The organism is Kitasatospora sp. MAP12-44 (genome assembly GCF_029892095.1).
Classification (GTDB): Bacteria; Actinomycetota; Actinomycetes; order Streptomycetales; family Streptomycetaceae; genus Kitasatospora.
In genome coordinates this window covers 7,382,300-7,401,249 of record NZ_JARZAE010000004.1, presented here as the reverse complement: position 1 = coordinate 7,401,249, position 18,950 = coordinate 7,382,300, and the positions used below count along the sequence as shown (strand labels likewise).

19 protein-coding genes and 1 pseudogene are annotated in these 18,950 nt (G+C 72.7%); 4 read left to right on the top strand and 16 right to left on the bottom strand.

Features of this window, described 5'->3' with window-relative positions:
- Positions 1 to 56: 56 nt before the first annotated feature.
- The 4 genes and pseudogenes from P3T34_RS33730 to P3T34_RS33715 form a co-directional block, all read right to left on the bottom strand.
- A complete protein-coding gene (locus P3T34_RS33730; RefSeq protein ID WP_280672558.1) occupies positions 57 to 548 on the bottom strand; it encodes an FxsA family protein in 492 nt (163 codons plus the stop codon).
- Between the two features lie 180 nt (positions 549 to 728).
- Positions 729 to 2,358, bottom strand: a pseudogene (lnt, locus tag P3T34_RS33725) (apolipoprotein N-acyltransferase).
- Positions 2,359 to 2,578: 220 nt separating this feature from the next.
- On the bottom strand, positions 2,579 to 4,189 hold the full coding sequence (locus tag P3T34_RS33720; RefSeq protein ID WP_280669840.1) for an amidohydrolase: 1,611 nt from the start codon (positions 4,187 to 4,189) through the stop codon (positions 2,579 to 2,581).
- Positions 4,190 to 4,234: 45 nt separating this feature from the next.
- Entirely contained in the window at positions 4,235 to 4,675 is a 441-nt protein-coding gene (locus tag P3T34_RS33715; protein ID WP_280669839.1) for an Lrp/AsnC family transcriptional regulator, read from the bottom strand.
- 206 nt (positions 4,676 to 4,881) lie between these two features.
- On the opposite strand from P3T34_RS33715, the gene P3T34_RS33710 reads away from it, so the two are divergent.
- A complete protein-coding gene (locus tag P3T34_RS33710) occupies positions 4,882 to 5,358 on the top strand; it encodes a hypothetical protein (RefSeq protein ID WP_280669838.1) in 477 nt (158 codons plus the stop codon).
- Positions 5,359 to 5,427: 69 nt separating this feature from the next.
- Here the strand turns inward: P3T34_RS33710 and P3T34_RS33705 are convergent, their stop codons facing one another.
- Positions 5,428 to 6,591 (bottom strand): acyl-CoA dehydrogenase family protein, encoded by a 1,164-nt coding sequence (locus P3T34_RS33705; protein WP_280669837.1) that lies wholly within the window; start codon positions 6,589 to 6,591, stop codon positions 5,428 to 5,430.
- Positions 6,592 to 6,785: 194 nt separating this feature from the next.
- Between P3T34_RS33705 and P3T34_RS33700 the strand changes: the two genes are divergently transcribed.
- The 3 genes from P3T34_RS33700 to P3T34_RS33690 all read left to right on the top strand — a co-directional run bounded on the left by P3T34_RS33700 (position 6,786) and on the right by P3T34_RS33690 (position 10,098).
- Positions 6,786 to 7,415, top strand: a complete 630-nt coding sequence (locus P3T34_RS33700) for a hypothetical protein (protein ID WP_280669836.1) — start codon at positions 6,786 to 6,788, stop codon at positions 7,413 to 7,415.
- 350 nt (positions 7,416 to 7,765) lie between these two features.
- Entirely contained in the window at positions 7,766 to 9,826 is a 2,061-nt protein-coding gene (locus P3T34_RS33695; RefSeq protein ID WP_280672557.1) for an AAA family ATPase, read from the top strand.
- Between the two features lie 35 nt (positions 9,827 to 9,861).
- Positions 9,862 to 10,098, top strand: a complete 237-nt coding sequence (locus P3T34_RS33690) for a hypothetical protein (RefSeq protein ID WP_280669835.1) — start codon at positions 9,862 to 9,864, stop codon at positions 10,096 to 10,098.
- Positions 10,099 to 10,111: 13 nt separating this feature from the next.
- On the opposite strand, the gene P3T34_RS33685 is transcribed toward P3T34_RS33690, so the two are convergent.
- The 11 genes from P3T34_RS33685 to P3T34_RS33635 form a co-directional block, all read right to left on the bottom strand.
- Positions 10,112 to 10,621 carry a dihydrofolate reductase gene (locus P3T34_RS33685; RefSeq protein WP_280669834.1) on the bottom strand — a complete coding sequence of 170 codons (510 nt, stop codon included), beginning with the start codon at positions 10,619 to 10,621 and terminating at the stop codon, positions 10,112 to 10,114.
- A complete protein-coding gene (locus P3T34_RS33680; protein ID WP_280669833.1) occupies positions 10,618 to 11,415 on the bottom strand; it encodes a thymidylate synthase in 798 nt (265 codons plus the stop codon). The genes P3T34_RS33685 and P3T34_RS33680 overlap by 4 nt, the downstream gene beginning before the upstream one ends.
- 30 nt (positions 11,416 to 11,445) lie before the next feature.
- Complete coding sequence (locus P3T34_RS33675) at positions 11,446 to 12,489, bottom strand: hemolysin family protein (protein WP_280669832.1); 1,044 nt, start codon at positions 12,487 to 12,489, stop codon at positions 11,446 to 11,448.
- Positions 12,486 to 13,808 carry a hemolysin family protein gene (locus P3T34_RS33670; protein ID WP_280669831.1) on the bottom strand — a complete coding sequence of 441 codons (1,323 nt, stop codon included), beginning with the start codon at positions 13,806 to 13,808 and terminating at the stop codon, positions 12,486 to 12,488. The genes P3T34_RS33675 and P3T34_RS33670 overlap by 4 nt, the downstream gene beginning before the upstream one ends.
- Before the next feature lie 175 nt (positions 13,809 to 13,983).
- Positions 13,984 to 14,451, bottom strand: a complete 468-nt coding sequence (locus P3T34_RS33665; RefSeq protein WP_280669830.1) for a PH domain-containing protein — start codon at positions 14,449 to 14,451, stop codon at positions 13,984 to 13,986.
- A 26-nt stretch (positions 14,452 to 14,477) separates the two neighbouring features.
- Positions 14,478 to 15,323, bottom strand: a complete 846-nt coding sequence (gene hisG / locus P3T34_RS33660; RefSeq protein ID WP_280669829.1) for an ATP phosphoribosyltransferase — start codon at positions 15,321 to 15,323, stop codon at positions 14,478 to 14,480.
- A gap of 47 nt (positions 15,324 to 15,370) precedes the next feature.
- Entirely contained in the window at positions 15,371 to 15,643 is a 273-nt protein-coding gene (locus P3T34_RS33655; protein ID WP_280669828.1) for a phosphoribosyl-ATP diphosphatase, read from the bottom strand.
- An 81-nt stretch (positions 15,644 to 15,724) separates the two neighbouring features.
- Entirely contained in the window at positions 15,725 to 16,198 is a 474-nt protein-coding gene (gene ribH, locus P3T34_RS33650) for a 6,7-dimethyl-8-ribityllumazine synthase (RefSeq protein WP_280669827.1), read from the bottom strand.
- A 69-nt stretch (positions 16,199 to 16,267) separates the two neighbouring features.
- Entirely contained in the window at positions 16,268 to 17,539 is a 1,272-nt protein-coding gene (locus P3T34_RS33645; RefSeq protein ID WP_280669826.1) for a bifunctional 3,4-dihydroxy-2-butanone-4-phosphate synthase/GTP cyclohydrolase II, read from the bottom strand.
- Complete coding sequence (locus P3T34_RS33640; RefSeq protein WP_280669825.1) at positions 17,536 to 18,183, bottom strand: nicotinamide mononucleotide transporter family protein; 648 nt, start codon at positions 18,181 to 18,183, stop codon at positions 17,536 to 17,538. The genes P3T34_RS33645 and P3T34_RS33640 overlap by 4 nt, the downstream gene beginning before the upstream one ends.
- Complete coding sequence (locus P3T34_RS33635; protein ID WP_280669824.1) at positions 18,180 to 18,839, bottom strand: riboflavin synthase; 660 nt, start codon at positions 18,837 to 18,839, stop codon at positions 18,180 to 18,182. The genes P3T34_RS33640 and P3T34_RS33635 overlap by 4 nt, the downstream gene beginning before the upstream one ends.
- Positions 18,840 to 18,950: the final 111 nt, after the last annotated feature.

Genomic DNA, 18,950 nt, shown 5'->3' with positions numbered 1-18,950 from the left:
CCCCGATCCTGACTCAGGATCGGGGCCCTCGGCTTGTCTGCGGTGGTCGGCGGCGGTCAGTCGCGCGGCGGGTCGACCACCTCGCCCTGGATGACCTTGCCGTCGGGGCGGTGGATCCGCAGCTGCTCCTGCAGGCGCAGCGCGTCGGCGAGCGGGGAGGCGCCGGGGGCAGCGGCGGCGGGCGGGACGCGCAGCGCGCTGCCCGCCACCCGGCGGCCCACCAGGCGCCAGAGCGCCCGGGTCGGCGGGAAGAGCAGGGTCAGCGCCACCACGTCCAACAGGATGCCGGGCAGGATCAGCAGCAGGCCGGCCAGCACCGTCATGCTGGTGCCGGTCTCGGCCGCGCCGGGCTTGGGCACCGCGCCCTGCTCGAAGGAGGCCCGGGCGGCCCGGAACGCCTTCAGGCCGGCCCGCTTGATCAGCCAGCCGCCGAGGGCGGCGCTGGCCACCAGCAGGGCCAGTACGGTGAACCAGCCGGTGAACGAGGCCAGCTCGACCAGCAGCCAGATCTCCAGCACCAGCCAGACGGTCACCACGAGCGGGACCACCCGGCGCAGCCGGCTACGGCGCCCGACGGGACGCCCCGGGGCCTGCGGCCCGGAAGTGTGCGGCCCGGGGGCAGGGGCGGGGAATGCTTGCTGGCTCACGGTACTGATCCACTCCATCGCGGCGCGCGGCATGCCGGGGGACGACTTCCCGACCGGCTAGGGCACCACCTGGGTCAACGGTCAGACGCCGTCCGGTGTTCCGTCGGGGGTCACCCGGCGGCGGCGTCCGGCCAGCAGGGCCGCGCCGCAGGCCAGCAGGCCCAGGATGGAGAGCGTCCACTCCGGTGCGGCGCCCACCTGGTCGGCGACGGTCTTGCCGTCGCGCAGCGGCACGTCCGCGCTCAGCTCGGCGGGCACCAGCTCGGCGGTGCGGCTCTGCACCGTGCCGTCCGGGCGGATGATCGCACTGATGCCGCTGGTCGCGGCGATCACCACGGCCCGGCCGTGCTCGACCGCGCGCAGCCGCGACATCGCGAGCTGCTGGTCGGGCTGGCCGCTGCGGGCGTAGGTGGCGTTGTTGGTCTGCACGACGATCACCCGGCCGCCGGGCGTTGACGGTGTCCCGGACGATCTCGTCGTAGGCGACCTCGAAGCAGATCACATCGCCGATCCGGGCCGGGCCCAGCTGCAGCACACCGGTCTTCTTGCCGGGGTAGAAGTCCTTGGCGATCCGCTGCAGTCGGGTGATGTACTTCATCAGCACCGAGCGGAACGGCACGTACTCGCCGAACGGCACCGGGTGCTGCTTGGTGTACTCGGCGCCGGCACCCGTGGTCGGGTCCCAGACGATGCCCTCGTTCTGCACGTGCTGGTCGTCCGGACCGTCCACCAGGGCGCCGACCAGGGTGGGAGCGCCGATCGTCTTCACCGCCTGGTCGATCCGCTGGTAGGCGAGCGGGTCGGCGAACGGGTTGACGTCGGAGGAGTTCTCCGGCCAGATCACCACGTCGGGCTGCGGCGCGGTGCCGGCCTTGACGGCGGCGGCCAGCTTCTCGGTCTCGGTGGCATGGTTGTCGAGCACCTGCATCGGGCGGCCGAGGAAGTCCATCCCGGGGTGCGGGACGTTGCCCTGGATGACCGCGAACTTGGCGGTGCTGTCATGGGCGCCGGTGGGGACCGGGACGGCGTAGCCGGCCGCGGTGACCGCGACGGCGCAGGCGCCGGCCAGCACGGGCACCAGCAGCGGCCGGCGCGGCGCGGGGGCGGCCGTGGCGGGCTCGGTCGAGTCCGAGGTCGAGGCCGCGGTCGAGTCCGAGCGCCGGCGCAGGCGCGGCAGCAGGGCAAGCGCCAGCACGGCGAGCAGGGCGCCGGTCAGCGCCACCGCGAAGGTGACCAGCGGCGCCCCGCCCAGCGCGGCCAGCGGCGTGTACGGGCTGGCGGTGTTGGCGAAGGCGAGGCGTCCCCACGGGAACCCGCCGAACGGCAGCCGGTCGCGCGCCCACTCCTGGGCCACCCACAGGCAGGCCGCCCAGATCGACCGGCCACGCAGCCGCGAGGTCAGCGCCAGGCCCGCGCCGAGGGCGCAGACGAAGAGCGCCTCGATGACCGAGAGGCCTATCCAGGCGTCCGGCCCGATCACCTGCATCCAGTCGAGCAGCCAGAGGAAGAACGGCACGCCGAAGGCCAGTCCGGTCCAGGCGCCCTGGCGGGCGGTGCGCCCGCGGGTGAGCAGCGAGAGCGCGGCGACCGCGACGATCGACAGCGGCCACAGGCCGTACGGCGGGAAGGCGGCGGCCAGCAGCAGGCCGGCCGCGGCGGCCAGCGCCGTCCGGGGCAGCCCGGCGCGGATCTTGGCCTTGCGGCGGGCCAGCCGGCCGGGGAGCGGCTGCGGAGCGGCCGTGGCGCCCGCGGGCTCCGGCGAACGGTCCTGGCCGTGGACCCGGGACTCCGAGTCGAGCGGCAATGCCACCTGCGCACCATCTCAATCTGGATCGGTCAGTCGGCCGCACCGGGGGCTGCGGCCGGTATCCCGATGACGGTACCTGCCACCGCGACCCACCGGTAGTCGCGGTTCTCTGAGAATCCGCAGGTCAGCCCGGAAGTGCAGCGTCGAACACGGTCCGGCCGCGGAGCGCCGTGCGCAGGCAGCGCGGCAGCGGCAGGCCCGGGGTGAGATCCGGCAGCCCCGGGGTGCCCGAGCGCGGGTCGGTGGACCAGCCGGCCACCCGGGAATCGGGGGCCTGCACCACCAGATCGCCGGTCTCCCAGAGCGCGTAGCTGGCCGGTGCGCCCGGCACCAGCACGCCCTCGTGGTCGCGGCCGATCGCCCGCCAGCCGCCGCGGGTGTGCGCGTTGAAGGCGGCCCGCACCGAGATCCGGTGCTCCGGGGTGCGATGGAAGGCGGCGGCCCGCACGGTGCCCCACGGGTCGAGCGCGGTGACCGGGGCGTCCGAGCCGAAGGCCAGCGGCACACCGGCGCGCAGCAGGGCGGCGAACGGGTTGAGCGCGGCGGCCCGCTCGGCGCCCAGACGCTGGGCGTACATGCCGTCCGGGCCGCCCCAGGCGGCGTCGAAGGCGGGCTGCACCGAGGCCACCAGGCCGTACTCGGCGAAGGCCGCCACGGCCTTGTCGTCCAGTGCCTCGGCATGCTCGACCCGGTGCCGCAGGGCCTTGACCGGGGCCAGTCCGAGCCGCGCGACGGCCGTTGCGACGCCCGCCAGGACGGCGCTCAGCGCGGCGTCGCCGATCGCGTGGAACCCGGCCTGCAGGCCGGCCTCGGTGCAGGCGGTGACATGGTCGGCGACCTGGTCGGCCGTCAGATAGGCGTTGCCGGTGTGCTCGGCGTCCTGGTAGGGCGCGTGCAGGCAGGCGGTGTGCGAGCCGAGCGCGCCGTCCACGAAGAGGTCGCCGCCGGCGCCGACCGCGCCCAGCCGGCGGGCGGTCTCGACGGCGCCCAGCTCGCCCCAGTAGCCGTAGACCTCGGGGCCCCCGTGCTCGGCGGCCAGCGCCAGCAGCGCGGTGAGGTCCTGCTCGGAGGAGATCTGCGGGCCGGCGCACTCGTGCAGCGAGGCGATGCCGAGCGAGGCGGCCCGGCGCAGGGTGGCGAGTTGGGCGGCGCGGCGCTGGTCGTCCGTCAGCTCGGCGAGCGCGGTGCGGCGCACGGCGTGGTGGGCGGCGGCGGTCAGCGGCGCCTCGGGGTGGAAGCCGGGCTCGGCGGCCAGGTCCGGGGTCAGCGCGCGCAGGGCGCTGGAGGCGAGGGCGGAGTGCACGTCGACCCGGGAGAGGTAGAGCGGGGCTCCGTCGGCGGCCGCGTCGAGTTCGGCCAGGGTCGGCGGGCGGCCCTCGGGCCAGCGGGTCTCGTCCCAGCCGTGGCCGATCAGCACACCACCGTTGAACCGGGCGAATCCCGCGATCCGGGCGAGCGCCTCGGCGAGCGTGGCGCAGTCGGTGAGGTCCAGGCCGGTCAGCGCCAGGCCGGCGGAGGTCGCGTGCACATGCGCGTCGACGAAAGCGGGGGTGACCAGCGCACCGGCCAGGTCGACGACCTCGTCCGCGACCGCCGCATAGCTGTCGGCGGCGCCCTCGCTGCCGACCCAGGCGATCTGCTCGCCCTCGATCAGCATCGCGGTGGCGAAGGGGTCGGCCGGGCTGTAGACGGTTCCGCCGCGCAGCAGCACGGTGCGGGAGGTGCGTTCGGTCATGGGGACCAGTGTGCACCCGCACCGTCCACCTGGTGGACAGTGCCCCTACAGCTTGGGCGGCCGGGCCTCGTACGGGGTGGAGAGCACCACGGTGGTGCGGGTGGAGACGCCGGCGGCGGAGCGGATCCGGCTGAGCAGGTCCTCCAGGTCGCCGGGCGCGGAGACCCGGACCTTGAGGATGTAGCTCTCGTCGCCGGCGACGCTGTGGCAGGCCTCGATCTCGGGCAGCGGGGCGAGCCGGTCGGGCACGTCGTCCGGGGCGCTGGGGTCGAAGGGCTTGACCGAGATGAAGGCCGTCAGCGCGAGGTCGACGGCGTCCGCGTCGATGATCGCCGAGTAGCCGCGGATCACCCCGCGCTGCTCCAGGCGGCGGACCCGCTGGTGTACCGCCGAGGTGGACAGGCCGGTGGCCTTGCCGAGGTCGGTGTAGCTCATCCGCCCGTCCTGGACGAGCAGCTGGACAATGCGCTGGTCGAGATCCTCCACAAGGCGTCAACCTACCGCAGTCGCCGCACCCGTTCGGCCCGACCGTCCTGGCGCCCGTGCTTCCGGCACATGCCAGAGGGATGTGACCAAGGCCACATTCCCCTGCATCACCCTGCGCCCACCTGCAGGGTTATGAGGCACCGTCGCGGGGAAGTGCTCGTGTTGGCCCAGGCCGAGTTGGCCCGGCCCGATCCAAGGGGGATCACATGCCTGTAGCTGACCAGCGCGCCCTCAGCGCCGACAGCACCCTGACCGCGGTCGACGAACCGGACGGCGAGGAACCGAGCCCAGGCTTCGACTTCGCCCCGGGGGTCGACCCCGGCGAGCCCGAGTCCTGGGAGATCTTCCGGGTGCACTGCCCGGAGTGCGACCAGCCGATCGCCCTGGTGGGCGAGGAGGAGCGGCTGCCGCAGCACGCCGTGCTGCGGACCGCCTGGCACCCCTTCTCCCCCGCGCTCTGCCCGGGATCGGGACTGCCGGCCGACGACCTGGAGGAGAGCGGTCCCGAGCCGGACACCGACGGCGCGCTCGCCGGGCTGTTCGCGCGGCCGGCCGATCTGGACTGGCGCACCCAGCCGTTCTCGCACGCCGGCGGCCCGGGCTCGACGCCGGGTACGACGCCGGGCGGGCACCGGGTGCCGGCGATGCGCGGGGCCGCCGAGGCACGGCTGGTCCGGCGCTGACAGCACACCTCAGCCCCCGGCGCCGTTGGTTCGGTGCCGGGGGCTGAGGCGTGTTCAGGCGGGAGCGAGTCAGCCCTTGGTGAGGTGGCGGCCGATCACCAGGCGCTGGATCTGGTTGGTGCCCTCGACGATCTGCAGCACCTTGGCCTCGCGCATGAAGCGCTCGGCCGGGAAGTCCTGGGTGTAGCCGTAGCCGCCGAGCACCTGCACCGCGTCGGTGGTGACCCGCATCGCGGTGTCGGTGCAGAAGAGCTTGGCCATCGCAGCCTGCTTGGAGAACGCCTGGCCGCTGTCCCGCAGCCGGGCCGCGGCGAGGTAGAGCGCCCGGCCGGCCTCGATCTGGGTGGCCATGTCGGCGAGCATGAAGGACAGGCCCTGGAAGTCCGCGATCGGCCGGCCGAACTGCCGGCGGGTCTGCGCGTACTCCACGGCGAGGTCGAGCGCCGCCTGGGCCACGCCGATCGCGCAGGCCGCGATGCCGAGCCGGCCGGAGTCCAGCGCGGAGAGCGCGATCTGGAAGCCCTGGCCCTCCGCGCCGATCAGCCGGTCCGCGTCCAGCCGCACGCCGTCGAAGTGCAGCTGGGCGGTGGGCGAGCTCTGCATGCCCATCTTGTGCTCGGGCGGCGCGGCCGAGAGGCCGGCGATCTGACCGGGGACGAGCAGGCAGCTTATGCCGCGCGAGCCGTCGTCGCTGGTGCGCACCATGGCGCTGTAGAAGTCGGCCTGGCCGCCGTGGGTGATCCAGGCCTTGGTGCCGCTGACCACGTACTCGTCGCCCTCGCGCTCGGCGCGGGTGCGCAGCGCGGCCGCGTCGGAGCCGGACTGCGGCTCGGAGAGGCAGTACGCGCCCAGCTGCTCGCCGCCGAGCATCCCGGGCAGCCAGCGCGAGCGCTGCTCGTCGCTGCCGAAGGTGGCGAGCGCGTGGCAGGACAGGGTGTGCACGCTGACCCCGAGGCCCACCGCCAGCCAGCCGGACGACAGCTCCTCCAGGACCTGCAGGTAGACCTCGTACGGCTGCTCGCCGCCGCCGTCCGCCTCCGGGTACGGCAGCGAGAGCAGGCCCGCCTCGCCCAGGGTGCGGAAGACGTCCCTCGGGAAGCGGCCGGCCGCCTCCTCCTCGGCCGCGCGCGGAAGCAGTTCACGGTCAACCAGGTCGCGGGTGAGGGCCAGCAGGGCGCGGGCCTCGTCGCTCGGCAGCTGACGTTCCACGGGCTTGGCGGGTGCGGCGTTCATGAGGGTGGGTCGCCTCCTCGGTCGGGCCCCGGGGTTGGGGGCACGGCGCTGTGCGGGTTACTGGGTGGCGGGGCTGCCACCGATCAGCGGTAAACGGTCGTTCACATAGCTGGCGCATGCGAGTATGCCCGATCCCGGGCCGCCCGTCACGAGCTGCCTGACCTGCGCTTCCGTCGGCCCGTAGAGTGGCGGTCATGGATCACCCGGACGGCTCGGCCGGCTTTGACGGCTTGGCCGCGCTCGCCGAGCGGCTGCGGGCACTGCCGCCGTCCTGCGGCCCGGTGCGGCTGGTCGCGGTGGACGGCCACGCGGGCTCGGGCAAGACCACCTTCACCGACCGGCTGGCCCGCGCGCTCGGCGGGACGCCGGTGGTGCACCTGGACGACCTGGCGACCCACGAGGAGCTGTTCGGGTGGACCGGTCGGCTGCGCGAGCAGGTGCTCGCGCCGCTCGCGCGGGGGGAGTGCGCCCGGCACGAGGTTTACGACTGGGTGCGCGGGAGATTCGAGGGGGCGCGCACGGTGACGCCCGCGCCGGTCGTGCTGGTCGAGGGGGTGGGGGCCGGACGGCGAGCGGTGCGCCCGGCGCTGGCCGCCCTGATCTGGATGGAGCTGCCGGCCGAAACCGCCCATGCCCGGGGCGAGTTGCGGGACGGTCCGGAGCTGGCCGGGTTCTGGGAGCGCTGGTCGGCGGCCGAGGCGGCGCACTTCGCGCAGGACCCCAGCAGGCCGTACGCACAGGTCCTGGTGGATGGCGCAAATGGTCGGATCATCCGCACAAAAGGTGCCGGACGAGTGCTTGACCGCACCACGGGGAGCAACTAAGTTCTCCCTCGCGGCCAGAATAGTTGAGCTCGCAACCATATACTCGGCACCTCCGACTCCTCCCCCGTGAGTCGGAGGTGCCGTTCTGTTGCCAGACCCCTCCCGATTCACCGATCCGTAGACGAACGGTCAACGCGGGCAAGGGATTTGGACCAGCGCGACACCCTTCCGGATCAGCCGCGCGCCGGTACGATGAAGTGCAGGCGCATATGCGCCCCGGGGGCGCTGTGCTGACACCTCAGTGGTCGGCGGCGCCTCGGTGCACACCACGGGGGGCGTGAGTGACCACTGTCGACAGTTCCGGCACCACGGGTCCGCACGGACCGGCGGACCGCGCATGGCTGCGCGCCATGGACGCGTACACGGCAGGGTCCTATGCCCGCGCCGAGGAGGAGTTCCGCACCGCCGTGCGGCTGGACCCGGCCATGGCCGACGCCTGGCTCGGTCTGCACGCGCTGCGCTGCGACACCTCGGGCGCGCTGCTGGCCATGTACCGCCACCGCAAACGCTTCGGCGAGCAGCGCCGCCGCCACCAGCGCCCGCTCAGCTCCTGGTACTGGCTCGGCTGGTGGGTGCAGCCCGTCCTGGAGGACACCCGCGACCTCGCGCTGGCCCACGCCTCGCACTGGCTGGACGGCCGGCACCTGACCGAGCTGGACCGCGCGATGGAGCAGTGCCCGCCGGCCGAGCAGGACCCCTCGGTGCGCTTCCTGCACGCCTGCCGCTCCTACCTGCTCAAGGACTGGGAGCAACTCATCCGGGACACCGACCAGTTACTCGATGATCCGCTGCTCGGCATCGAGGCCGGCCTGTTCGGCGGGATGGCCCGGGTCCGACTGGACATGTGCGCCCAGGCGCAGCCGCCGCTGGCCGCCTCGCTCACCCGCTGCCGCTCCGAACAGCCGCAGCGCAAGGAGCTGCGCTACTGGCTGGCCCGGGCGTACGAGGGGGCCGGGCGCAGCGCCGCCGCGCTGCCGCTCTATCGGGCGGTGCACCGCGCCGACCCGGCCTTCATGGACACCGCCGCCCGGCTGGCCGCGATCGCCGCCGAGGACGGCCTCGGGCTGCTGGACGAGCTGCCCGCCTTCACCCTCGCCGAGGACGGCACCGACACCGCGCAGGCGTTCGACGCCTTCGACGCGCTGGGCGCTCCTGACCCCCTGAGCGGGCCGGGCCCGCTGGGCGGCCCGGGGCCCGGCGACCAGGTCGGCTACGTGCTGGACGACTCGGGCCTGGAGGCCGCCGACCTCGCAGGCACCGGCCTGGCGGGCGCCGACCGCGCAGGTGCCGAGCTGGCAGGTGCCGAGCTGGGAGCCGGTGACCTGGCGGCCGGCGACCTCGACTACACCGACGCGCCCGACACCGGCCCGCTCCAGCTCGGCGGCCGACCGGGCAGCAGCGAACGCCCGGGCGCCGGCGGCGGAGCGGGAGCGGGCGCCACCCCGGGCGCCGGCAGCGGGGACGCCGCGCCGGCCGCCGCCGTGCGCGAGAGCCTGACCGCCGTACCGGCCGAGGGCGGCCCCGGCGCGCCGGACCGGACCGGCTCACCCGCCGGCCGGCAGCAGCTGGACGCCGCACTCGCCGCGCTGGAGCAGATGGTCGGCCTCGACCCGGTCAAGCGCCAGGTCCGCGCGCTCTCCGCGCAGCTGCGGATGGCCGGGCTGCGCGCCGACCAGGGCCTGCCGGTCCAGCCGCCGAAACGCCACTTCGTCTTCTCCGGCCCGTCCGGCACCGGCAAGACCACGGTGGCGCGGATCCTCGGCCAGGTCTTCCACTCGCTCGGCCTGCTCTCCGGCGACCACCTGGTGGAGGCCCAACGAGCCGACCTGGTAGGCGAGTTCCTCGGTCAGACGGCGGTCAAGGCGAACGAGCTGATCGACTCCGCGCTGGACGGCGTGCTCTTCATCGACGAGGCCTACAGCCTGGCCAACTCCGGCTACAGCAAGGGCGACGCCTACGGCGACGAGGCGCTCCAGGTGCTGCTGAAGCGGGCCGAGGACAACCGGGACCGGCTGGTGGTGATCCTGGCCGGCTACCCCGAGGGGATGAACCGCCTGCTGGCCACCAACCCCGGCCTCAACTCCCGCTTCACCACCCGGGTGGACTTCCCCAGCTACCGCCCGGCCGAACTCACCGCCATCGGCAGCACGCTGGCCGCCCGGGACGGCGACAGCTGGGACGAGGACGCGACCGAGGAGCTGACCAGCATCTGCGCCCACGTGGTCGGCGAGGGCTGGATCGACGAACTGGGCAACGGCCGGTTCATCCGCACCCTCTACGAGAAGTCCTGCGCCTACCGCGACCTGCGTCTCTCGCTCTCCCGCGAGCTGCCGGGCCGCGAGGACCTGGCCACCCTGCGGCTGCCCGATCTGGTGCAGGCCTACGGGGAGCTGATCGACGGCCGCGGCTAGCCTGAAGGAGGAGCAAGGGGAGAAGGAGGCAGAGCATGCGTCGGTACCGGAACTACTGGGCCTACAGCTGCGGGCTCGGCGTGGCCTGGGCGGTGCTGCTCGGAGTGACGGCGGCAGTGCGCGGGGAGTCGGAACTGCACAGGGTGCTGCCCGTCTTCGGCGGCTTCTGCATCGGGTGGGTGAGCACGACGATCGCCCGCTACGTCTACCCTCCACCGCAACGCTGGACCGCGAAGGAGCCCCGATCGGCGGAGCCCCGATCGGCCGACTAGGCCGAGTGGGCGATCACCGGGTGTATCGGCGGATGCGGTACCGAAGCCCGGACGTCGAGGGCTGCCAGCCGGTGTCCCCGGCGACCGTCCATGACGCGTCCACCGTCGGGGCATAGACGTCCCCGACGACGATCGCGTCGACTTCGGTCACCGACAGCATCGTGGCATCTCCCAAGGCGGCACGGTAGATCTCACCTCCGCCGATCACCCATGCCGTGCGGGAAGGAGCCGGCAGCCCCGGCGACGACGCTGCGGCGAGTTCCAGTGCCTCGGTGATCGACCCGGCGCGCTCCGCGCCGTCCGCAGCCCACTGCGGATCGCGGGTCACCACGATGTTGTGCCTGCCGATGAGCGGGCGGAACCGCGAAGGTAGCGAATCCCAGGTCTTGCGCCCCATCAGCACGGGGTGGCCGAGGGTGGTCGCCTTGAAGTGCGCCATGTCCTCGGGCAGCCGCCACGGGATCGCGTTGTCGGCGCCGATCACGCCGTCGGGGCTCTGAGCCCAGATCAGCCCGATCTTCACACCGCCACCGGGGCCTTGATCGCCGGGTGGTGCTGGTAGCCGACGACTTCGACATCGGAGAACTCGTAGTCGAACAGCGAGGGGGCCTGCTTCAGCCGCAGCTCGGGGAACTCGAACAGAGTGCGCGCGAGCTGCTCGGTCACCTGCTCGACGTGGTTGTCATAGATGTGGCAGTCGCCGCCGGTCCAGACGAAGTCACCCGGCTCCAACCCGGCCTGCTGGGCCACCATGTGCGTCAGCAGGGCGTAGCTGGCGATGTTGAACGGGACGCCGAGGAACAGGTCCGCGCTGCGTTGGTACAGCTGGCAGGACAACTTGCCGTCGGCCACGTAGAACTGGAAGAACGCGTGGCACGGCGCGAGCGCCATCCTGTCCAGCTCGGCGACGTTCCAGGCGGAGACGATCATCCGGCGGGAGTCCGGGTCGAGGCGCAAGGTGTTCAGGACCTCACTGATCTGGTCGATGTGCCGGCCGTCCGGGGTGGGCCAGGAACGCCACTGCACGCCGTAGACCGGGCCGAGGTTACCGTCCGCGTCGGCCCACTCGTCCCAGATGGAGACACCGTGTTCCCGCAACCAGCCGGTGTTCGAGTCTCCGCGCAGGAACCACAGCAGCTCGTACACGACGGACCTGAGGTGAACCTTCTTCGTGGTGACCAGAGGGAACCCCTGCGAGAGGTCGTAGCGCAGTTGGTGCCCGAACACACTGCGAGTCCCGGTGCCGGTCCGGTCGGCCTTGGCCGCCCCGGAGGCGAGTACCAGCCGCAACAGGTCTTCGTACTGAGTGTCCACCACAGCCGTCGAGTGTACAGGCCGCCTCAGCGGTTACGCCCGTGCCACGTGCCGGTGGTCCGGGTCGTGCATCTCGCCGACCAGCTCCTCCAGGACGTCCTCCAGGGTGACCAGCCCCAGCGTGCGCCCGTCCGTGGCGGTGACCGCGGCCAGGTGCGCGGCGGCCCGGCGCATCGCGGTGAGCGCGTCGTCCAGCGGCAGCCGCTCGGACACCACCGTCATCGGGCGCCACAGCCGCACCGGGACGGCGGCCTCCCGGTCGTCGGCGTCCAGCACGTCCTTGACGTGCAGGTAGCCGAGGAAGTCGCCCGAGTCGTCGACCACCGGGAAGCGCGAGAAGCCGGTGGAGACCGCCAGCTCCTCGACCTGCCGGGCGGTCACCGACGTGCCCACCGTGACCAGCCGCGACAGCGGCAGCAGCACCTCCGTCACCGGGCGGTGGCCCAGCTCCAGGGCGTCCTCCAGGCGCTCCTGCTCGCCGGGCTCCAGCAGGCCCGCGGCCCGCGACTCGGCCAGGATCCAGAGCAGTTGCTCGCCGGTGTAGACCGACTCCACCTCGTCCTTGGGGTCGACCCGGAACAGCCGCAGCACCAGGTTGGCGAGGGCGTTCAGCAGCCGGATCACCGGGCTCAGCCAGCGGGCGAGGCGGTCCAGCGGCGGGCCCAGCCAGAGCGCGGCCCGCTCGGGCGTGGCCAGCGCGATGTTCTTGGGCACCATCTCGCCGATCACCATGTGCAGGAAGACCACCAGGGCCAGCGCCAGCGCGTAGGAGATCGGGTGGATCAGCGCCGCGGGGACGCCGACCGCGTGGAACGGGCCCTCGAGCAGCTGCGCGATGGTCGGCTCGGCGAGCGCGCCGAGCAGCAACGAGCAGACCGTGATGCCCAGTTGGGCGGCGGCCAGCATTGCCGAGACGTTCGAGAGGGCGTGCAGCACGGTGCGGGCGCGGCGGTTGCCCGCGTCCGCGAGCGGCTCCACCTGGGAGCGGCGCACCGAGACGACCGCGAACTCGGCGCCCACGAAGAAGGCGTTGCCCAGCAGCAGGACCAGCGCGGCGAAGAGTTGGAGGAAGATCACCGGTGTTCCTCCGGTCCGGCGAGCCGCACCAGGCGGACCCGGGTGGTGCGGTGGCGGTCCACCGCCTGCGCGGTCAGCTCCCAGCCGGGCAGCAGCGCCCGGTCACCGGGCTCGGGGATCCTGCCGAGCAGATCGGCCAGCAGCCCCGCCAGGGTCTCGTACGGGCCGGCCGGCGCGAGCAGGCCGATCGAGCCCAGCTGGTCGATCCTGGCCCGGCCGTCGGCCAGCCAGGCCGGCCTGCCCTCGACCGGCGGCACCGAGAGCAACTCCGGTACGTCGCCCGGGTCGTGCTCGTCCTGCACCTCGCCGACGATCTCCTCGACGATGTCCTCCAGGGTCACCACCCCGGCCGTGCCGCCGTACTCGTCGATCACGATCGCCATCGGCTGGCGGCTGCGCAGCTGGTCGAGCAACCGCTCGGCCGGCAGCGTCTCGGGGACCAGCAGCGGCTCCCCCGCCAGCTGCCCGATCCGCACGAGGGCGCGGTGCTCGGGCCGCACGCCCAGCGCGTCCTTGAGGGTGATGGTGCCGGTGACCTCGTCCAGGCTGTCCCGGTAGACCGGGAAGCGCGAGAAGCCGGTGGCCCGGGTGAGGTTGACGACATCGGCGGCGGTGGCGTCCTGCTGCAGCGCGGCGACATCGACTCGCGGGGTCATCAGGCTCTCGGCGGTCAGGTCGGCCAGGCCGAGCGAACGGACGAAGAGCAGCGCCGTGTCCTCCTCTATGGCCCCGGCCTTGGCCGAGTGCCGGGCGAGAAAGGCCAGCTCATTGGGGGTGCGGGCGTGCGCCAGCTCGTCGGCCGGCTCCACCCCGAGCGCGCGGACCATGCGGTCCGCCGAGCCGTTCAGCACCGAGATCAGCGGTCGGCAGACCGTCGAGAACAGCCGGTGCGGGCCGACCACCGCGCGGGCCACCTGAAACGGGCGGGAGATCGCCCAGTTCTTCGGCACCAGCTCGCCGATCACCATCTGCACCACGGTGGCCAGCAGCATGCCGATCACCACAGCGAAGCCGGTGGCGGCGGAGCCGGGCACCCCGATCCCGGCGAAGACCGGGCCGAGCAGCGTGGACAGCGCTGGCTCGGCGAGCATGCCGACCACCAGCGAGGTGACGGTGATGCCGAGCTGGGCGCCGGAGAGCTCGAAGGAGAGGCGGCGCAGCGCCGTCCGCACGCCGAGCGTCTTGCGGTCGCCGGTGGCGGCCGCGCGCTCGACGGCGCCGCGGTCCACGGTGATGAAGGAGAACTCGGCGGCGACGAAGAGGCCGTTGGCGAGGATGAGCAGGAAGGCCGCGGACAGCAGCAGCCAGGCCGTGATCACAGCGCCGCCTGCTCTCCGGGGCACGGGAGGGAGGCGGCGGTCGTACTACCGGACGGATCGTCCATCGAGGGGAGGTGTCACTCCTCAGGTCGCGGGCGGGCGGGGCTGCTTTGCCCCGGCTTTACCAGCGTAGACGATACCTGTGCGAGGGTGGCGCGGACGTTCGAGGGGCTGCTTAGGCAGGCCTGGGCTCGGCCGTGGCGCCGTGCGCCTCGGCGAGGTCGCGCAGGCCGAGCGCGGCCCGGACGGCCTGCTCGCGGCCGCCGCCCGGCTGGATGCCGACGGCGGCCAGCGAGGTGCCGTCGGCCAGGTCCAGCGTCACCCACGGATCACCCTGGCGGAGGTTCACCCGGACGATCTGCGGCCAGTGCAGCCGCCGGGTGCGGACGAAGTTCACCACCGTGATCCCGTCCGCGTCGGCGACCACCTTGGGGCGGGCCAGCATCACGCCCGCCCCGGCGAAGACCAGGCCGGTGAGGATCAGGGCGATCCGGTCGTTGGGCTGCCAGTCGGAGGGGAGCGCCAGCGCGACGGTGACGAAGACCACCACGATCAGCGCGCTGACCGGGAGCAGGACGGCGCGGTTGCGGCGCGGCGCCCAGGTCACGGGCAGGGTGGGCAGGCCGGTGGTGGTGTCAGGCATCGCGGTGGTGCTCCCGAAGGGGGTGGTCAGAGCCGGCAGGCGTGGATGTTGGTCACCAGGATGGCCCGGGCGCCGATGCTCCACAGGTCGTCCATGATCCGCTGGGCCTCCTTGCGGAGCACCATCGAACGGACGGCCACCCAGCCCTCGGTGTGCAGCGGCGAGACGGTCGGCGACTCCAGGCCCGGCGTCAGCGCGACGGCGTCGGTGACCTTCTCGGCCCGGATGTCGTAGTCCATCAGCACATAGCGGCGGGCCACCAGGACGCCCTGCAGGCGGCGCAGGAACTGGTCGACCCCGGAGTCCTGGCCGGCGCCCTTGGGGCGGATCACCACGGCGTCGGAGATCAGGATCGGCTCGCCGAAGACCTCGAGGCCGGCGTTGCGCAGGCTGGTCCCGGTCTCCACCACGTCGGCGATCACATCGGCGACACCGAGCTGCACCGCGGTCTCCACCGCGCCGTCCAGCTTGGTCACGGTCGCCGTGACGCCATGCTCGGCCAGGTGCTGCTCGACCAGGCCGGTGTAGGAGGTGGCGATCCGCAGGCCCTGCAGCCCCTGGACGTCCTTGGGCGAGCCGACCGGACCGGCGAAGCGGAAGGTCGAGCCGCCGAAGCCGAGCGCGAGCACCTCCTCGGCGTTGGACGCCGAGTCGAGCAGCAGGTCGCGGCCGGTGATCCCGACGTCCAGGCGGCCGGAGCCGACGTACACCGCGATGTCGCGCGGGCGCAGGAAGAAGAACTCCACCTGGTTGTCCGGGTCGACCAGGACCAGTTCCTTCGGGTCCTTGCGCTGGCGGTATCCGGCCTCATGGAGCATCTCCGCCGCCGGACCCGAGAGCGAACCCTTGTTGGGGAGGGCGATGCGCAGCATGAGAGGAGGATCCTTCGCTTGGAAGCGGATGGTGCGGGAGGGGTGGTTCAGAGGTAGGCGTAGACGTCGTCGAGCGTCAGCCCGCGAGCGATCATCATCACCTGAAGGTGGTACAGGAGCTGCGAGATCTCCTCGGCGGTCTGCTCCTGGGTCTGGAACTCGGCCGCCATCCAGACCTCGGCGGCCTCTTCGACCACCTTCTTGCCGATGGCATGAACGCCCTGCTGGACGAGCTGCGCGGTACGGGAGGACGCGGGGTCGCCTGCGGCGGCCTTCTGCTGGAGCTCGACGAAGAGCTCCTCGAATGTCTTCGAAGCCATGATGGGTCTCACCTTACGTGCTGGACCGGGACGGGCGGTAAACAGTCCCGGACCGTGGACACGACGGTGGACGACAACCGGCTAGGAGACCGAGCGCAGCATGGCGGCGGTGGCGACGGCCGCGGTGACCGCCTCATGCCCCTTGTCCTCGGCGGAGCCCGGCAGGCCCGCCCGGTCGATCGCCTGCTCCTCGTTGTCACAGGTCAGCACGCCGAAGCCGACCGGCACGCCGGTGCTGACGCTGACGTCGGTGAGACCGATGGCCGCCGCCTGGCAGACATAGTCGAAGTGCGGGGTGCCGCCGCGGATGACCACCCCGAGGGCGACCACGGCGTCATAGCCGCGACCGGCCAACTGCTTTGCCGCGACGGGGAGTTCGAAGGTGCCGGGGACGCGGACGATGGTCGGCTCCGCGATCCCCAGCTCCTTGAGGGCGCGCTCGGCGCCGCCCAGCAGGCCGTCCATCACCTTGGTGTGCCACTGGGCGGCGATCACCGCGACCCGCAGGTCCTGGCAGTTCTTGAGGGTCAGCTCGGGTGCTCCGTGGCCGCTCACTGTGGTTCTTCCTTCAACTGGGTAAGTGGGTGGGTGTTCAGGCGGGTGGATCGTCAGGCGGGTGGATGGTCAGGCGTTGCCGAGCCACGGCAGGTCGTGGCCCATCCGGTCGCGCTTGGTCAGCAGGTAGGCGAGGTTGTGCACGCCGGCCTCGACCGGGATCGGCTCGCGGCCCTTGACCTTGAGGCCGTGCTCGGTGAGCGCGGCGAGCTTGTCGGGGTTGTTGGTCAGCAGGGTCAGCGAGCGCACCCCCAGGTCGGTCAGCATCTGCGCGCCGATGCTGTAGTCCCGGGCGTCGGCGGGCAGCCCGAGGTCGAGGTTGGCGTCCACGGTGTCACGCCCCTGCTCCTGGAGCTGGTAGGCGCGCAGCTTGTGGGCCAGGCCGATGCCGCGGCCCTCGTGACCGCGCAGGTAGAGCACCACGCCGCGGCCTGCGGCGGCCACCTTGGCGAGCGAGGCTTCGAGTTGGGGACCGCAGTCGCAGCGCAGCGAGCCGAACACGTCACCGGTCAGGCACTCGGAGTGGACACGCACCAGCACGTCCTCGCCGTCCGGCAGCTGCCCGTCGGCGTCCAGGCCGCCGGCCACCAGGGCGATGTGCTCGACGCCGTCCAGCGTGCTGCGGTAGCCGACGGCGGTGAACTCGCCGTAGCTGGTGGGCAGGGCGGTGACGGCCGCGCGGTCGACGTGCAGCTCGGTGCGGCGGCGGTAGGCGATCAGGTCCTCGATCGAGATGATCGCCAGACCGTGCTCGCGAGCGAAGCCGACCAGCTCGGGCAGCCGGGCCATCGTCCCGTCGTCGTTGACCACCTCGCAGATGGCGGCGGCCGGGGGCAGGCCGGCCAGTCGGGCCAGGTCGACGCCGGCCTCGGTGTGGCCGGGGCGGATCAGCACACCGCCGTCCACCGCGCGCAGCGGGAAGACGTGCCCGGGGCGGGTGAAGTCGCCGGGGCCGGAGGCCGGGTCACCCAGCAGCCGGACGGTCAGCGCGCGGTCGACGGCCGAGATGCCGGTGGCCTCGACCTCGCGGGCGTCCACCGAGACGGTGTAGGCGGTGCCCTTGCGGTCCTCGTTGACCCGGGTCATCGGCGGCAGGTCGAGGCGGTCGGCCTCGGCGCCGGTCATCGGGACGCAGATCACACCGGAGCTGTAGCGGATGGTGAAGGCGAGCAGTTCGGGCGTCGCGGCCGAGGCGGCGAAGATGATGTCGCCCTCGTTCTCGCGGTCCTCGTCGTCCACCACGATCACGGCCCGGCCGGCCGCGATGTCGGCGATGGCGCGCTCGACCGGGTCGAGGCTGAGGTCCGGGCCGAGGTGCTGGGTGCTGTCTGCGGTACTCATGCCGTAACTCCCTGCAGGGTCGGGGTGGAGGCGGAACGGGGGGTGCGGGTGCTCAGCCACCAGGCGCGCAGGCCCAGCAGCACCAGGACGAAGTAGATGCTGTACGTCAGGCCGGAGAAGGCGTAGCCGCTGTTGAAGGCCAGCGGGACACCGACCACGTCCACCGCGATCCAGGCGAACCAGAACTCCACCCAGCCACGGGCCTGGGCGACCATCGCCGCCAGCGTGCCGACGAAGATGTAGGCGTCCGACCACGGGCTCCAGGACATCCAGGAGTAGTGGGTGAAGAGCAGCGCCACCCCGGTGGTCACCAGCGCGGTAGCGCCGACCAGCAGCGCCCGCTCGGTCCAGCTGGCGAAGCGGACCTTGATCTCGCCGGTGCTGCGGATGCCGCGCCGCCACTGGGTCCAGCCCCAGACCGCGGTCACGATGACGATGGCCTGCTTGCCCATCAGACCGGTCAGATGGCCGGACAGGTAGGCCCCCACCAGCACGACACCGGAGAGGAGTTGGACCGGCCAGCTCCAGATCGAGCGCCGCCAGCCGAGGGCCAGCGCAGCCAGTCCGAGCAGGTTGCCGATCATGTCGGTCCAGAGCACGTGCTGGCCGAATATCGAGAACGCGACACTGTTGAGCCAGTTCACGAGGCGTCCTTCGAGATCGCCGGGATGCTGCGGGAGTCGAGCAGCCGCTCGACGTACTTCGCCAGGACGTCGACCTCGAGGTTGACCGGGTCGCCAACCGCCTTGGCGCCCAAGGTCGTCAGAGCGAGCGTCGCGGGGATCAGGCTGACCGTGAAGCTGTCGGCGGCGGCCTCGACCACGGTGAGGCTGATGCCGTCCACGGTGATCGAGCCCTTGTCGACCAGGTAGCGGGCGATGCTCTGCGGCAGCGTGAAGCGCAGCACCTCCCAGCGGGGCTTGCCCTCGGCGTCCAACTCGCCCGGGGCGCGGGAGAGCAGGGTGCCGGTGGCGTCGACATGCCCCTGCACCAGGTGGCCGCCGAGCCGGGCGCCGAGCGCCATCGCCCGCTCCAGGTTGACCCGGGAGCCGGGGACGAGCGCGCCCAGGCTGGAGCGCTGCAGTGTCTCGGCCATCACGTCGGCGCTGAACTCGGTGGTGTCGGCGGCCAGTTGCTCGGGGCTGTCGACAACGGTCAGGCAGACGCCGTTGACCGCGATGGAGTCGCCGTGGCGGGCACCGGTACAGACCACGGGCCCGCGCAGGCGGATGCGCGAGGAATCACCGAACTCCTCGATGGAGACGACCTCGCCGAGCTCTTCAATGATGCCGGTGAACACCCGGGTTCTCCTCGCGCTGTAGGGGCGCGGACTCCGGGGCGGCAAAGAACGGGAGTTGACACGGCTCGGCGGTGGCGGGTGCGCGAACGTCCTCTGCTCCGTCGCCGAGGT